Genomic DNA, 16,462 nt, shown 5'->3' on the forward strand with positions numbered 1-16,462 from the left:
GGGGGAAATTAACTTTTGGGAACAGCAGCACAGTTTAATGCCTGTTGCACCTGAACGGGAGATTTATCTGTTATTAACTCAACTTTGCCGTCAGCATTACGATGCCAGCTTGTAGCCTGGACAAGAACTTCTGGGGATGGGGGAATTTGGGCTGTTACCTCAGCAGTTTTGCGGTATGCAGAGATGTCGCGGATATCAGACCAAGTGCGTAGGCGTAGCCCGTCGTAGACATCGCTCCCCACCTGTTGAAGGGGATTTTGCGGTATTCCACCCCGTCCCGTTGCCACAAGTTGGCTGCCTTGATTATCCGCGCAGCCTGTAGCAATTTGCTGGGATGGATCGGTTACATTTGCTGGTAATTCTACTAAGCCAGAATTTGGATCAACGCCGATGGTATTAACTTCAACTGTACCGTTAATACCAAATTGGGAACTAGCCGTGATGTCGTTTTCTCTTGTCAGTTGAGTCCGATATTCTAGACCGAAAATACCCTGAGTTGTAATGTTAATATTGCCACCCCGTCCTTGTACTGCGTTAGCAACAATGTCACTATTTTCTAAGCCCAGAATGATCGGTGAATTGATGAGAATGTTGCCACCGTTACCCGTACCACCTGCGGTTGCAGTCACATTGCTACCATGACGCATAATTAAGGTATGAGCTTGTAGATTAATACTGCCACCCTCGCCGGATTTAGTAGTCGCCGTGATGCTGCCAGCGCGATCGAGAAAAATAGTATCCGCATACAGGCTGAGGTTTCCAGCCTTACCCACGCCTTGATGATCAACTCCAACAATAGCGCCATCCGTGATTTGCAAACGGGAGGTATTGATCATCAAGTTGCCTGAGTTGCCAGTCGGAAAAGCCGGTAATTTAAATAACTTCTGAAAAGCTGGGGAAAGTATTTCAGCTCTGGCAGCAATGCGGCTAGATGTTCCAGATATTGCGCCCCTGCCACTCACATCAATCTCATTGGGTACATTAATATACAAAGAACCTGCATTACCCACCCCTAACGTCGTGGTCGAGACAGAGCCTCCATCCTGCACGTTCAGCCTGGGAGTATTGATGGTCAATTGACCTGCGTTTCCCCGATTTAATGTTGTCGCCAGCAATGAACTTGGAACAAAGGAGCTTTCTCCAATCACCTCGATCAGTTCAGAAGCATTGATCGTGCTATTGCCTGAAGTGCCAACTCCGATACTGGCCGTGAGTAGCGTAGCACCATCTTCAACCGTCAATCGTTTCGTTGTGACTTGGTTAGCACCTCCACTTCCAGTACCACTGGTGATTGTGGCGATTGAACTGTTAAGTCCTGTATCAACCGATGAATATCCTCGAAGTAGAATCGAATCGGCAGCGTTTACAGAGAGATTTCCCCCCACTCCGGCACCAAAGGCTTGAGTAATAATTCTGGCTCCATCTTGCAACAATATCCGTGGTGCAGAAACCAGCAGATTGCCTCCAGCACCATTGCCTATGGTATTGGTTTGCAAAAAACTGTTGGCAAATCCATAAGTGCCGACTCCCTGTAGCTCCAATGACTTACTGGCATTAACGACGATATCGCCGGAAGCTTGATTTCCCTGATTGACTAACAAAGCTACGGAACCCTCAATGAGGCTAATGTTCTGCCCTTGAAGGTGAATTGAACCAGCAGGTGTCCCACTGCTATCGGCAAGGGCTTGATGCGAAAACTGGATATCCTGCAATTGCTGGACATTGGTATAGTCAAAGCCCCACGCAGGTAAGGCGGTGTTGAGATTAACTGTGCCAGTGCTGACACTGGCGAGTTCAATGTGTCCAGAGGGGGCATTTAACACGCCGCCATCTAGGCCGATCTCTCCCCCGACCAATGCCAGGGTATTGTTAGAGGAAACACTTAATCCAACGGGATTTTTGCTCCGGTCTGGGGCGAAAAATCGACTAGGACCCAACCGATGCCCAGTATTACGAACTGTAATCGTCCCCGGATTTTGCCCCATTTGCAAACCGATGGGTACACTTATGGTTAATAATGGTGGTGTCCCAGTCGGATTTACTGCACTAAACTCCGTCCCATCGGCAAACTTAATACTATTCGCCGTCGTCCCCACAAATGAGCCGCCAATATTCAAGGAAGCATTTTTCCCAAACACAATCCCCGCCGGATTCATCAAAAACAAACTCACCGGATTAGTACTATTTAGCGTCCTAATTAATCCATCAATATTAGAAATATTTCCACCCGTCACCCGACTAAATATGGTAGTGGTATTTGGTGTGTTAATTAAATCGAATGTCGCCCAAGCGCCAGTTGGCACAGAGAAATTACTGAAACTATGAAATAAATTATTACCTTTTTCAATTCCGTTAAGAATTGTGAAATTATTACCATTTGGGTTGACAATGGTGTTAGTAGTGCCATCAGATGTGACTTGAGCGATCGCCCTTAGCATCATCCCTGGAGTAAATAACCCAGTTGTTAATATAAATAGAAAAGCGTAGACGCTTCGCGGCTTGTCGTTAGACATCGCTCTCATCACCAAAAACTTCCTTTACGGATTTCAAGTTATAGTTCCCCTGAAGGGCATAATTAATAACATGATTAAATTTTGCGAAGAGCAGCACAGTTTAATGGTTGTTGCACCTGCGTAGGAGATTTATCTGCAATTAACTCAATTTTGCCTTGGGCATTGCGATGCCAAGAACTAGCTTGGATAAGAACCTCTGGGGTTGGGGGTATTTGGGCTTGTACCTTCTGGGTTTTGCGGTATGCAGTCAGATTGCGGATATCAGACCAAGTGCGTAGGCGTAGCCCGTCGTAGACATCGCTCCTGACATCTTGATTGGGATTTTGCGGTATCCCACCTCTTCCTGTAGCGACAAAACTACTACCTTGATTTCCAGAACACCCACTAGCAATTTGCTGGGATTGATCGGTGACATTTGCGGGTAATTCCACTAAACCTGAGTTGGGGTCAACGCCAATCGTATTCACTTGTACATTGCCACTTAGCCCAAATTGTGAACTGGCAGTAATATCACTTTTTTCTGTGAGTTGGGGACGAAATTTTAAACCTAAGATACCTTGAGTAAAAATCTCGATGTTTCCACCACTTCCTAGTACCGCATTGGCAACAATATCGCTATCTTCGTTAGGAAGTGCTACCACAACTCCAGCATTAATGTAGATATTACCTCCGCTAGAAGTACCAGTGGCATTAGTTGTAATATTACTGCCACGACGTAACAGCAAAACATCATTTGCTTGGAGATGAATGTTACCTTGACTACCTCCTTTGACTTCTGAACGTATACTACCTTTATTATCGAGGAAAATATTATTGGCTGTAATATTCAAATTACCTGCATCCCCGGTTCCTGTATTGCTAACGCTAACTTCTGCTCCATTGCGTACTTTTACTGTCTCGGATGTAATATTTACCGTTCCAGCGTTAAAATGAGTTGTCGAAGATGCAGCAATCTCACTGGGTAATTGACTACCATTTATCAAATTTTGTGAAATTCCTTGGACATCAATATTTTTAACTTGCAGGTTCACATTACCCGCATTTCCTTGACCAGAACTAGAGGATATAATCTGTCCACCATTAGATACCCACAAATTATCTGCTCTTAGTTGAATATTTCCCCCTTGACCAATTCCATCGTTACCCACAGCAGCAGTGATACCACTAACTGTATTACTAAAACTCTCGATTATTGGGTCGCTAACTGTTATATCCTTTGCCTGAATCTCTATATTTCCAGCTTTACCACTTCCTGTTAAAGCACTAGAGATAGCTCCACCATTAAAAAGAGCCAAACGTCCAGTATTGATAGAAATATTACCACCTTGACCATTTACAAAAGATCGCATCGAACTAATCACAGCACTGGTTGTACCACTAATTGTCACTCCCGAAATTTCTAGTTTCTCCGACGCTCGAATCACAATATCTCCAGACTTACCAGTAGTGGGAGACTCAGAAAAACCAGGGATATAAAAGCCAATCAAATCTGCAGTAATAGAACCACCATCAACTAGACTCACCCTTTGAGCATCAACAGTTATCTTGCCACTTTCATTCGAGTTACCACCGCTAATTAAAGTAGTAATAACAGTAGCAAAGTATATACCTAGATTAGAACCTATAAATGAATATGGAAATGGATTGTAACCAGTAAGTTCCACATCTGAAGCTTTAATATTAATATCTCCAGTTCTAGAGTCATTACTTGGGATGGGGCTAAAGGATATAAAGTCGAAGGGGGAGCTAAGAGTAGACTCAATCCAAGCTCCATTTTCTAGGTGTAAACGCCCTGTTTCGACTGTAATATCTCCGGCTTTACCTTGATTCCCCATGACGCTAGTGTATAGACCAGGGGTAGAATATTGGTTTGCAGCAGATGCTCCTAATAAATTTACAAATTCTGTAGTTTTGATGTTGATCCCTTGCCCTTTTCCTGACGTACCAGTGCTGGAGCTTATTTGCGAACCGTCCTGAAGTGTTAAACCTCGTCCCCGAATGTTGATTGCTCCTCCATTCATACCGCTAGTCTGGATGTGTGAGGATTGTCTGAGTAAAATATTTCCCCAATCAGCAGTAGCAGGGCTAGTTAGTTGTAATCCTGCTTGATTATTCAAACCTACCTCAGCGTTCCGTAATGCCCATAATTCTACTCTGCCATTAGGATTACTCAGGGAGGTTTGATTTATATCAATGTCACTACCTACTAAGGCTACAGTTTCAGCCTTGAAGATTTGCGGGGAACCGTACAGAAAATTGGGTGGTGTGTTACCTTGGGTGCGAATCGTTCCAGCATTAGCTCCCAGTTGCAATCCCACAGGTACGCTCATAGTTAATAATGGTGGTGTCGCTGAATTTGCTGCACTAAATTCTACTCCATCCGCAAATTTGATACTTGATGCTGTGCTACCAACAAATGACCCGCCAATATTCAAGGAGGCATTTTGTCCAAAGATAATCCCACTGGGATTGAGTAAAAACAAATTGGCGCTACCATTGGCTTTGATTAAACCATCAATATTGGAAACACTACCACCAGTAACGCGACTAAAAATATTCTGTATATCTGAGGCATTATTGAAAAATGCAGAACCGTTGCTGGGAACAGAAAATTGGCTGAAGCTGTGAAATAAATTATTTCCAACGCGATCGCCGTTAGTGATGGTGAAATCATTGCCACTTTGGGAGACGGTGGTGTTGAGAGTACCGTCAGGAGCAACTTGAGCGTTTGCAAAACTGCTGCAAATGGCAAATGTTAACATTCCGCCAATTAAACCACACCAAGCAGAAGTTGCTTTCATTATCCTATCTCGATTTTATCTTATGTACTGATAATTCCCTCAATGGTATGATTGGTAGCATGATTAATGTTAAGAGTCGTTAACTTTGAGGAACAGCCGCACAGGTTAATGGTTGCTGCACCTGAGTAGGAGATTTATCTGCAACTAACTCAATTTTGCCTTGGGCGTTATGTCGCCAACCAGTGGCTTCGACAAGAACCGTTGGAGATTCGGGGATTTGTGCCGTAACTGTGCCAGGATGACGGTATGCAGTCAGATTGCGGATATCAGCCCAAGTGCGTAGGCGTAGCCCGTCGTAGACATCGCTCCCCACCTGTTGAAGGGGATTTTGTGGCACACCACCCCGTCCCGTTGCCACAAAACTACTACCATTTGTATTAGCGCAACCTGTGGCAATTTGCTGCGATGAATCCGTGACATTCGTTGGTAGTTCTACTAAGCCAGAATTTGGATCAACACCAATATTATTAACTTGAACTATACCGTTGACCCCAAATTGCGAACTGGCAGTGATGTCGTTTTCGGGAGTTAGTTGGGGACGATATTTCAGCCCGATAATTCCCTGAGTAGTGATTTGAATATTGCCACCCTTTCCTTGGACTGCATTGGCAATAATATCACTGTTATTTAATCCGACAATAATCGGTGCATTGATGTTAATATTACCCCCATTCCCATTACCGCCTGCTGTTGAGGTGATTTGGCTATTGTCGCGCAAAAACAACAAGTTACCAACTCGTAAGCGGATGTCGCCCCCATTACCAGATTCTGTCTGTGCCTGAATTAAGCCTTGATTTTTTAATTGGATGCGATCGGCTGTGATGTTGAGAATGCCGCCATTACCACTACCTTGACTAGTAACACTCACTGTACCACCATTCGTCAGGATCAGATTTGGTGTAGTGATGCTGACATTACCTGCATTTGCCGAGAGTATATCTGGCAAACCAAAGAATTGACGCAATTGCGGATTTAAACGGACGGTAGACGAGTTAATGCTACTGTTATGGTTACGACTGCCACCATTAATTGCGATCGCTTCACTAGCATTGATGCTGACATTTCCCCCATTACCAACAAAGAATGCAGATGAACCAACTGTTCCTCCATCCAAAATTTGTAACTTACCAGTATCCAGTATCAAGTTTTTGGTATCCCCTGTGGCAAACGTACCTACAATAATGGAACTATAAACTCCAAAAGGGTTTTCTCCCATAACTGTGGTATTTTTATTGCGAATTGTAACTTTACCACTAGAGCCACTGCCAAATGTCACCGAAGATAATGAGGCTCCGTCTGATAATAGTAAACTATCACCATTGACGAAGACATCACCAGCAATTCCAGAACCATCGGTAGCAGTGCTCACGTTACTAACACCACCGTTAAAAACACCAGTTGGGTTTATGAGCGAAAAGCCAGACACTTCAATTGTTTTTGCATCCATTTGGATATTACCACTGGGAGCATTTCCCTGGCTTATGTTATTCAAAGCTCCTCCCTGTTGGATGGTAAGCTTTTGAGTAACAACGCCAATGTTTCCACTAGCTCCAATACCAAAGGCTTCACTACGAACCCCGCTCGACAATGTTGCATCGCTTGTCGTACCAATTATATCGATCGCAGCCGATGCTTGAAGACGAATGTCTCCACCGGGAAGATTTCCATAATTTTGGGCTAACACCAGCGAAGCATCGGTGAATCGAATATTTCGTCCCTGAAGCTCCACCGAACCTGCATTGACACCGCTGACATCTAAGAGCGATTTTTGCGCTAGTTGAATATCGCCAAAAGTTTGCCCATTGTCATATCCCAAAGTATAACCTCGTGAATTTGGGATTAAATTAACTTGTCCGATTCCGCTTGTACTACCCAATTCGACTTGTCCTTGTGGGGCAGTCAACATAAACCCATTTAGTTGCAGATTGCCACCCACTAATGCCAAGGTTTTCCCAGGCTTTACCTGTAATTCTGTAGAATCGGGAAGTCGAGTGATAAAATACCCGCTATTTGTATATCCTGCCCCTTGAGCTTTGATGGGAGCGGAATTGTTGCCCATTTGCAGCCCAATCGGAACATTGATACTTAATAAGGGGTTGGCTTGGGAATTAATGGCGCTAAACTCAACCCCATCGGCAAACTTGATGCTATTGGCTGTCGTACCGATAAACGAACCACCAATATTTAATCTGGCATTGGCTCCAAAAATAATTCCACTGGGATTGAGCAGAAATAGATTAGCGCTACCATTGGCTTGAATTAAACCATCAATGTTGGTAACAGTACCGCCAGTGATGCGACTGAAGATATTTTGCACATCTGCGGCATTGTTGAAAAAAGCCGAGCCGTTGCTGGAAACTGAAAATTGGCTGAAGCTGTGGAACAGGTTGTTGCCAACATGGTTCCCGTTGGTGATGGTGAAATTATTGCCACTTTGAGAGACAGTGGTGTTAAGGGTACCATCAGGAGTTACCTGAGCGATCGCAGAGTCGCACCAAAGTGGCATTACCATCAACGGTACTATTCCACTACACAGAACCAACCAAGTAAAGGTCGTCACATTCATAGTCAAGCCTTTATTTATACGTTGTATTCTAGGATGCCCAAAACGGTATAGCCTCGATCAAAACGGCGAATAGCGCACCGAGAAGTACAGCCCATTTTCTTGGAGCGATCGCCTTTCACCGTCCACTGATATTAAGGGAATACCCCAATCTAGGCGGGCTGAGAAGTGATCACCCTGTTTCCACAACAGCCCCAACCCAGTACTAACAAGCGTACTCGGTGATGGATTTTCGCCGTTGACATTCCAGCCTTTGCCAATATCAATAAAGGGTGCCAGTTGCAGCACCCCGTCAATTTTGGCAGCGCGGACAATGGGTACTCGAAATTCTGCGGAAAATAACAGGCCATTATCTGTGAGTAATGCGTCTTGGCGATAGCCCCGTACACTTAGCTGTCCACCCAGACCAAATTGCTCCAAAGGTACTAAGGAATCTGCCGCTAATTGGACATCGCCCCTGACTAAAAATAGAGTGTCCGGTGCTAATTGCCGCACCCACTGCGCCTGTCCCCGCCACGCAAAAAAGCGACTATCTGGTTCATTATTGCTGACATTAGCATCGAACCAATCTACGCCTAAGCTGAATTGCGATCGCGCCGCAAATACATATTGGTTGCTTCGCTGGGTATATTCTTGAAAAAAGCGCAGGGCTGAAATATTGGTTTTTCCGTTGGCATCTGCACCAGGGGAGAGTTTAAACGGCCCAATGTTATCAATACCTAACTCAGTTTGGCTTTCTTGACGCGAGAATGACAGCCCCACTGCCAACTCTTGGGTTGGTTTTTGCAGCAGTGGTTGTCGATAGCCCAATTCGTAAGATCGGGTATTTGACTGAATATCAAGGACGCTGAATGGCTTTTCAATCACGCGATTCCATCCCTGGCTAAAACCAAAGAATACAGTGCCATTGTGGGCATTAATCGGCAACGTGTAATTGGCATTGATTGTATTACTGCCATCGGTATTGGCATATCCCACGCTCAAGGTATCGCCTAAGCCCAATAAATTGGCTTCTTGCAGATCCACTCCTCGGCGAAAACTGCCGACACTGGGCGATCGCCCATTATCCAGGCTTGCCGTCAGGTTAAAAGTTTTTGCTTCTTCAACTTCAACTTGCAATATATTGCTTCCCGGATGTACGCCTGTCTGCAACTCGGCTGACAGGTTTTGAATTCGCGGATCGAGGCGGAGTAGTTGCAGCTTTTCCAGTAAGCGTGGTATATTTAGGGGTTTGCCAGCACCAAGTTGGATGCGATCGCGAATGTATTGACTGTGCAATCGTCTATTACCGATAATCTTAATTTCTTGCACACTACCCTCGATCACCTGAATTTTGATCGTCCCAGCTTCTACTGTCTGCGGTATAATCAACGTGCCTGTGGTGACATAGCCATTATCAGTGTAAAGCTTCGTGATGGCATCTTTAACTTGCAACAACTCTGTAAACGTCAATTCCCGTCCCACAAAGGGATTTGTAACAGTGGCAAACTGTTCTGGTTTGAAAACTGTACTGCCAACAACTTCAATGCGATCAACCCGAAATCTGGTATTAGGGTCATTTTGCTCCAGAATCGGCTGATTCGGGAGTTTTGGGGATGGAAGCAATTGATTGTCGTCTGCTGGCTTGGGTAGCACATCCGAGGGTAACGGAGTGTTAGGAAGATCCTCTAACCGACCTGGGGGTAATGTCTGAGGAGCGAGAGTTTGGGCGATTGCATCTTGATAGTTGCACAATATTGCTGCGATCGCAAAGCTGAGTCTTATAAATCCAGTAAAAATCCTCAGTTTGCCTACGAACTTGCTTACCTTTGGCTGATTTATAACCAAGGTTTTTCTAATCATTATTTTTAATTAAATAAATTACAGATTAAATTCTTAATACTTGGAAAGTATAAGTAAATAAGTAGTACGTACTATGTTTAACTTAAAATTTTTCCGAAAAGTTCAGTAATATTACTATTTCTCAACCCAGAATTCCGGAGTCAGGCGCAAAGCCGGATACAAGAAGGGTATGCTGACCGAAAAAGCTGATAAATAACCGGGTTTAAGAACCCCCACCAAATTGAAAATTTGGTGGTTTTCAAGACGCTTGCAGACTCCTAACGCTACGGGGAAGCAAGCTAGCAAGAGCATCTTGATTCTGAATTCTGCATTCTTCTTCAATTAATCTGATATTTTTAATTATGCAAGTGTATCAAGATGATTGCACAAAATCCAAGGCAAAAGTCAGAGTGGAGGAAGTCTCCGCTCTGATTTTGTAAGAGAGTGTGCTTATTTAAATCTCCTAACTTTATTTATGGGGATTCACTGTTAGCTGATAACTGTTAAGCACTATATTTCACTCAAAAATTGAGATGTGCTTACCCTGATTTGATTTTTTTTTGCAGTGTGATTTACGAGGTTTCAGAGGCTTTTTCATCTTTAGGATAAAGAGAGCGAATTAACTCCCGAATTACATCAGTTGCTGGTCTCCCCGTTGTTGAACAGTATTGTTCAAGCTTCTGTGCCTCGCCTGATGTGAGATTGATTGTAAGTCGTTTAACAGCCCATTTTTTATTCATGAATTAGACAAGCGATGTTTTGAAACTACTTCTCTAATATCAATCATCTAAACTGCTCTTACAATGGTATATGTAATGACATTTAGTTCAAGTAATCATGAAGCTGGATAGGATATTTTTCCAAGCAATAGTTAAGAGGTCAAGTATATTCTAGATTATAAAGTTCAGCTACTTTCCGGGTAGTAATTATAAATAGAATGTAAAAGGAAGATTAAAGTATGTCAATACAAAATAGGTATTCTCACATAACAGGTGAGGATAATAATACAGAAAAATTTTGCAGCCCTGGCAAATAGAATGACTCTGTTGGCGAATTGCGATCGCTATCCTCAAAAGCTTGAGATGTCGTAGCGTCTCCAAGAGTTGCGGCAAGCCGTAGGCTACCACTCCAGACGCAGAGAACACACAGAGAAGAGAAATAGAGAGGATTTTTGCGTCAGTTTTGGGATATTTTTTTATTTGTCAGTCCCTTAAAACCCTTGATTTTCTCTTAGGCTACCCTGCAAGAAGGCTTTGCCTACGTTTGTGTAGTAACGAATTTCATCCGCCTAATACTTTTCAAACTTAATTGTTTTTAATTGTTAACAAGTCATGTGCTAGTAATATATCGGCAGCAGATTTAATCACATCAAATGACATTCCCGACCTTTCGGCAATATCTAGTAGAGTATGCTGACCATCAGATAAATTTAAAACCCACAAAATTGCCATTTCATTTAGCCCGCTATCTTTGTGACCACCAGCTGCCCGATATATTCCTCTTTTACCTAACTGTGGCTCACATTTGGGATTTTTGTTGTAGTAGATTTCGTTATTGTTGAGGATAGACAACATCGAATTACATTGAAAGAATGACTCGGCAAGATATTGGGGTTGAACAAAATTTAAATCATCTGCTGAGGTGTGGTATTCAGGAAAACTACCATGAGGCGATCGCATCAAGCAACCGACAGCTAAATTAAATCCAGGTGAGCAATATTGTCGCTCATCATAGCCATAGGGGAAAAAATCTATAATTTTGTGATCTTGTTTTGAGTTTTGGAGTACATAAGCAGCAACTTTATCGATTTCAGTGTCACCTCTACGGCTTTTTTTGTAAGTAAATTTGCCAGAATCTCCTAAACAAGTTAATACCAAGCCATGTTTAATATTATTGACTTTAGCCTCGTTGAGAGCCAACCATGTAATTGAGCCAATGGTTCCGGGAATCCAGAGAAATCGATAGGAGTATCTTGGTGTAGTTTGACTTAAATATTTAGCGATAAAAGTAGCGATCGCAATTCCCGAAAGATTATCATTACACAGTGAAGGATGACAGGCGTGGCAGGAAATTAAGACTTCATCAGTACTGTCTCCTGGAATATAATACTCACCATAGCTCAGATGACCTGGTTCTAGGGAAGAATCAATACATACTTCATATTCTTCATTTTCTAGTTGTAAATACTGTTTGTGACTGAGGCAAAAACCCCAACTTTCCTTGTAATATGAAGTTCGGTAAGGAATCCAATCAGGATAATCAGGAAGTGTAAATAGATGTGATTTTAGTTCTTGAAGAGATAGCTTTTGATGTACTGGAATACTATAATTAACAACGTGTAGATTCGAGTTAGCAAAATCTACAACTTTCTTACCTTGGGAGTTTTTAATATAGGCATCTTTAATATTCCATTCTTTTGGAACTATCCAATCAAATACCTCAGTTCCCGTTGGCACTTCATGAACTGACAAAGGAATATGCTGCTGGAGAATTTTTAAAGTTTCTCTAAAACCATTACCTGTAATACTACGGCAAATGGGATATAAATCAGAAATTAGTTGGTAAAGTTCCAGACTAATATCCTTTAGGTTAAAAGAATTTTTTAGATCAAATAAATTAATATTCTTAAGCCTATCTGCAACCATAAGTAGAATCCTTGTTACCTGGTGTATCCAATCTCTTATTGATGTTTTGTATACCAATTTACAGTCAATTCCAAGCCCTTCTTTAGAGGAGTTGAAGGTTGCCAACCCAGTTTGTCGTATGTATAAGCGGTATCGGCTACTCTGATCTTTTCCATCGGCCGTTCAGGTAAAGCACCAAATAGAGGCTGGATTTGAGGATTGACCAGATTAACAAGCTGGGACACAACTGTATGAATGGGTACTAGTTCTCCCGAACCTAAGTCGAATGTACAGCCCTCTACACTGTTAACTTGTGTTGCAGCGAGAAGTCCTCCAATCACGTCATCGATATAAATCCAATCAACTTGACGTTTTCCACTACTAAGTTTTGGAGCTTGTCCTTGCAACAAGGAAAGAATAACACAAGGAATGATCTTACACACATTTTGCCCTGGCCCATAGGTCATAAAGGGTCTAACAAGAACTACAGGTGTCTGATAGAGTCGATGGAACATGCGACCATAAGTACTACTAGCCAATTTAGCAATAGCGTAAGGAGAAGAAGGAACTACTTCAGGATGATCTCGTTCTGGTTCTTCTAAAGAAGCTATCAACACAATGCGACTACAGCCAATTTCGGCAGCTACCGTCAATAAGTTAATAGTACTGGTCAGTAGACTGTGAAAGGTAGGCAATATCAACTCTAAATTAGGAACTGCTGTCACAAGACCGGATAAATGGAAGATTACATCAGGTTTAATGCTGTGGAAAAGGTTTTGAACAAACTCAATATCTTCCATGTCACCGTGCCACCATCGCAAGCAGCTGATATCAGAAGTGTGAAAACTGCGAGAAACAGCATGGACTTCCGCACCATTGTGGCATAGATGACGGACTAAATGAGATCCGAGAAATCCACTAGCACCTGTAATCAGTATTGTTTGTCCACACAATTTTTCAACAGAGTTCACTATTTATTGCTCACAGACTGAAGTTTAGAAAACAAAAGTTTTTCTACAAGAGATTGTTTGTTGTAGACAATAACAATGTGTCAGTAATCGGGCAGAAGTCAGTGCCTCGTAAGAAGTCGCCTAAAGAAGTTCCTGTACAAGCTGAATCAATATTTGGCGCACCCTGTTTAGCGATCGCATCATCAAAATGTACGGTTCTAAAGTCAATACTGAAACGGGTATAGCCTGATGTGTTGGGAATAGTTGAGTGCATTTGGGCTCCTGAAAAGAGAATCATGCCACCGACTTGTGTAATCAACCGCAATTGCGGCTCCATTTCTAAAGTTTCTTCCGCATGGGGTTGCTTGCGCGTATCTGTTTTAATATGCTGTGCCGCATTTTTGCGACTTTCTTTATTCCACTCAGCATAGTTATAATCCCTTGAGCTATTCTTAACTGGTTGACTCCAGTAGCGGGGATGGAATGCCATCGCATTCTCTGAAGTAATATCGTAGACAGGAATCCACCAGTTGATCTGGCAGCGAGGAGCAGAGTACCAGGTGTCACGATGAGGATGGAAAGCGTAAGCAATGCCAGCAGTCAGATAGCGATCGCTAGTTGCTGTTCTCAGGCGAGGTACATCGAAATAGGTTTTGCTCAAGTCACATCCACTTTCCTTCAAGATGCCTTGAATGAGTTGTTTAGATTTAGGATGATGGATAAAAGTTGGCTTGAGTTGTGCTAAAATCTCAACGTATTTCTCTACAGGTAGACTATGTTGTGCTTCTCTGGGATCTAAAGGGGCAAATGCTTCTTCAAGCATACCACGAGCAAAATCACATAGAGCGATCGCACTGGCGCAAGGAGAAAAGACAAACATTTGTCCATTGTAAAGATGCTTGCGTCTGATTTCATCACTAAAAGTCGAATCAAAATAAATTGTATTCACTTCCCCCCTCATCTGCTATAACAAAGTTTGAACATAGTGTTGAGTTTAAAACTCAAAATTAAATTTTTCAAATTCTGATTTTCTGTGTCTCTGCGTGATACTAATTCTACATTCACTCAGCAACTACATATTTTTAAATTGCTTTTAAAAGCCTTGTGTCACCCCAGGCTTTACATTTTTTTTCGATTCATCAAATAAACTCCAAGCCCGATCTTTTTCCGAAATTTCAGTCACAGGTAGAGGCCATTCAATACCAAAAGCTGGGTCATCGTAGCGATACCCACCAGCATATTCTGGTGCATAGAAGTCACCCATTTGATACATCACCTCGGCGTTATCGGTCAGAGTTTGAAAACCGTGAGCAAATCTATCAGGAATATAGAGACCAAGGCGATTTTCAGCAGTCAACTCTATACCAATATGAGCTAAATAGCTAGGAGATTCTGGACGCAAATCGATTATGACATCATAAATAGCCCCCCTAATACAACGCACCAATTTTGTTTCCTGAGAAGGAGGCATTTGATAATGCATACCCCGCAACGTTCCTTTTTTATAGTTAAAAGACAAATTGCATTGGGCAATAGTAGGCTTTAAACCACGAGCTTCAAATTCCTGAATACAGAAACTCCGAGCAAAAAAGCCCCGAATATCTGGGTGCAACTCTAAATCAACAATAAATGCTTCTTTTATTTTAGTTTCAGTGAATATCATGAATTTGCAAAATTGAGACAAAATTAAAACTCTAATTTTTTAGAAAAATATTTTTCGACAGTAAAATGCCTCAGCATATTTACTCGGTGAATTTGATTCAATCCCGCGAATTCTGAGAATGGAACGAAAAGTCTCTTCTGTAAACCACTGCTTATTATTCTGGGTAGGGAATGCATCCAAAATATATTGAATTTTTCGGCGACAAAGTGCGTCATCTAAATGGACAAAGAAATTAGGAATACCCAAATCACCATCGTATTTTGGTATTTCATATTCCAAAATTAAATGATTTCTAAAGGTATTCCAAGTCAAATCAGAAATTAAGCGGTGATCTTGGTGGCGATCGTCTCGGTGATGAGTAAAGATTATATCTGGTGAAAATTCCTGCTTCAACTCCTCAAAGCATTCCTTCACCTCTATCCCTTGAAAAGATAGAAAGCCATCTCGAAAATTTTTAATGATAATTTTCTTGACCGGGATTTCTTTTAAGAAGAGATTGGCGCTTGCAGTTGCTTCCTCTGCTCTTTGCTCGTTGGAACTAAAGACAACCCAATAGATAACAACATGCTGATAATTCTCTATCAGCTTTAAGATTGTACCTCCACAACCAATTTCGATATCATCGCAATGAGAACCTAGACAAAGAATTTTGTACTCAGATTCTTCTGTCTTGTTCAAGCTAAGTTGGATCATACATGACTGACTTCTAGTTGTTCATCTCCCCATACTTCCCAAGGTCTTTCGCCTTGAGCATACATATCATCTAACTGTTGCTTCTCTTTAAACGTATCCATTACCCCGAAAAAGCCAGTGTATTTATACGCAAAAAGTTCTTTTTTGGCAATCAGTCTTTGAAAAGGTTCCAGTACAAGTTCTTCGCCACGATTAATATATTTAAAAATCTCTTTTTTGAAGATAAAATATCCTCCATTAATCCAAATATCACGTTGTTTGACATCTTTGATATCCCTTACCAAACCATCCTCATGCATATCAACTAGGTGAAAACTTTGGCTTGGTCTGACACACAAAAAACTACCGATTTTATCACGCTGATAAAAATTATTAATATACGTTGGTAGATGCAAGTCTGTCAAACCGTCACTGTAGTTAGCTAAAAATACTTCTTCTCCTTCTAGATACTTTTCTACTGCCTTAAATCTTTGTCCAATATTGGCAGTTAATCCTGTATCTACAAATGTGATATTCCAATCTTGAATATCCCGATTAAACAACTGAATTTTGCTCCCATTGGAAAGGCTAAAGTTATTAGAAAGCCATTCATTGTAATTTAAAAAATAGCTTTTAATTAGGTCAGCTTTGTAACCAAGACATAAGATAAAATCTTTGTGCCCATAGTGAGCGTAATATTTCATTACATGCCATAAGATTGGTCTATAACCAATGTTCACCATTGGCTTAGGAATACTTTCTGAATACTCTCTCATTCTAGTTCCTAAACCACCACAAAATAAAACTACTTTCATGTTACTTCCCCTTTTTTGTGATGAAAAAATATTATATACT

Annotated in this window: 11 protein-coding genes; all 11 read right to left on the reverse strand. The window is 41.8% G+C overall.

The window, feature by feature from the left end:
* Positions 1-8: 8 nt before the first annotated feature.
* Positions 9-2,522 carry an S-layer family protein gene (locus V7K62_RS12420; RefSeq protein ID WP_334864249.1) on the reverse strand — a complete coding sequence of 838 codons (2,514 nt, stop codon included), beginning with the start codon at positions 2,520-2,522 and terminating at the stop codon, positions 9-11.
* A 65-nt stretch (positions 2,523-2,587) separates the two neighbouring features.
* The gene (locus tag V7K62_RS12425; protein WP_334864251.1) at positions 2,588-5,314 is read right to left on the reverse strand and encodes an S-layer family protein; all 2,727 of its coding nucleotides are present in this window, start codon (positions 5,312-5,314) and stop codon (positions 2,588-2,590) included.
* A gap of 79 nt (positions 5,315-5,393) precedes the next feature.
* Positions 5,394-7,880 (reverse strand): S-layer family protein, encoded by a 2,487-nt coding sequence (locus V7K62_RS12430; protein WP_334864253.1) that lies wholly within the window; start codon positions 7,878-7,880, stop codon positions 5,394-5,396.
* Between the two features lie 57 nt (positions 7,881-7,937).
* Positions 7,938-9,719: a ShlB/FhaC/HecB family hemolysin secretion/activation protein gene (locus V7K62_RS12435; protein ID WP_334864255.1), complete on the reverse strand. Its 1,782-nt coding sequence runs from the start codon at positions 9,717-9,719 to the stop codon at positions 7,938-7,940.
* A 551-nt stretch (positions 9,720-10,270) separates the two neighbouring features.
* On the reverse strand, positions 10,271-10,438 hold the full coding sequence (locus V7K62_RS12440; protein ID WP_094348841.1) for a CopG family transcriptional regulator: 168 nt from the start codon (positions 10,436-10,438) through the stop codon (positions 10,271-10,273).
* 564 nt (positions 10,439-11,002) lie between these two features.
* On the reverse strand, positions 11,003-12,343 hold the full coding sequence (locus V7K62_RS12445; protein ID WP_334864257.1) for a DUF4910 domain-containing protein: 1,341 nt from the start codon (positions 12,341-12,343) through the stop codon (positions 11,003-11,005).
* A 35-nt stretch (positions 12,344-12,378) separates the two neighbouring features.
* Complete coding sequence (locus V7K62_RS12450; protein WP_334864259.1) at positions 12,379-13,293, reverse strand: NAD-dependent epimerase/dehydratase family protein; 915 nt, start codon at positions 13,291-13,293, stop codon at positions 12,379-12,381.
* Between the two features lie 43 nt (positions 13,294-13,336).
* Positions 13,337-14,221, reverse strand: coding sequence for a hypothetical protein (locus V7K62_RS12455; protein WP_334864261.1), 885 nt, complete (start codon positions 14,219-14,221; stop codon positions 13,337-13,339).
* Positions 14,222-14,365: 144 nt separating this feature from the next.
* Positions 14,366-14,935, reverse strand: a complete 570-nt coding sequence (rfbC, locus tag V7K62_RS12460; protein WP_334864263.1) for a dTDP-4-dehydrorhamnose 3,5-epimerase — start codon at positions 14,933-14,935, stop codon at positions 14,366-14,368.
* A gap of 39 nt (positions 14,936-14,974) precedes the next feature.
* Positions 14,975-15,628, reverse strand: a complete 654-nt coding sequence (locus tag V7K62_RS12465; protein ID WP_334864265.1) for a PIG-L deacetylase family protein — start codon at positions 15,626-15,628, stop codon at positions 14,975-14,977.
* Positions 15,625-16,422 carry a sugar phosphate nucleotidyltransferase gene (locus tag V7K62_RS12470; protein WP_334864267.1) on the reverse strand — a complete coding sequence of 266 codons (798 nt, stop codon included), beginning with the start codon at positions 16,420-16,422 and terminating at the stop codon, positions 15,625-15,627. Before V7K62_RS12470 ends, V7K62_RS12465 begins: the two co-directional genes overlap by 4 nt.
* Between the last annotated feature and the right edge of the window lie 40 nt (positions 16,423-16,462).

This window comes from Nostoc sp. (assembly GCF_036917935.1).
Taxonomy (GTDB): Bacteria; Cyanobacteriota; Cyanobacteriia; order Cyanobacteriales; family Nostocaceae; genus Nostoc.

What these genes read in the sequence shown, in the direction of transcription:
- V7K62_RS12420 (WP_334864249.1), bottom strand. Translation starts at nt 2,522, where the DNA reads ATGAGAGCGATGTCTAACGACAAGCCGCGAAGCGTCTACGCTTTTCTA.
- V7K62_RS12425 (WP_334864251.1), bottom strand. Translation starts at nt 5,314, where the DNA reads ATGAAAGCAACTTCTGCTTGGTGTGGTTTAATTGGCGGAATGTTAACA.
- V7K62_RS12430 (WP_334864253.1), bottom strand. Translation starts at nt 7,880, where the DNA reads ATGAATGTGACGACCTTTACTTGGTTGGTTCTGTGTAGTGGAATAGTA.
- V7K62_RS12435 (WP_334864255.1), bottom strand. Translation starts at nt 9,719, where the DNA reads ATGATTAGAAAAACCTTGGTTATAAATCAGCCAAAGGTAAGCAAGTTC.
- V7K62_RS12440 (WP_094348841.1), bottom strand. Translation starts at nt 10,438, where the DNA reads ATGAATAAAAAATGGGCTGTTAAACGACTTACAATCAATCTCACATCA.
- V7K62_RS12445 (WP_334864257.1), bottom strand. Translation starts at nt 12,343, where the DNA reads ATGGTTGCAGATAGGCTTAAGAATATTAATTTATTTGATCTAAAAAAT.
- rfbC (WP_334864263.1), bottom strand. Translation starts at nt 14,935, where the DNA reads ATGATATTCACTGAAACTAAAATAAAAGAAGCATTTATTGTTGATTTA.
- V7K62_RS12465 (WP_334864265.1), bottom strand. Translation starts at nt 15,628, where the DNA reads ATGATCCAACTTAGCTTGAACAAGACAGAAGAATCTGAGTACAAAATT.
- V7K62_RS12470 (WP_334864267.1), bottom strand. Translation starts at nt 16,422, where the DNA reads ATGAAAGTAGTTTTATTTTGTGGTGGTTTAGGAACTAGAATGAGAGAG.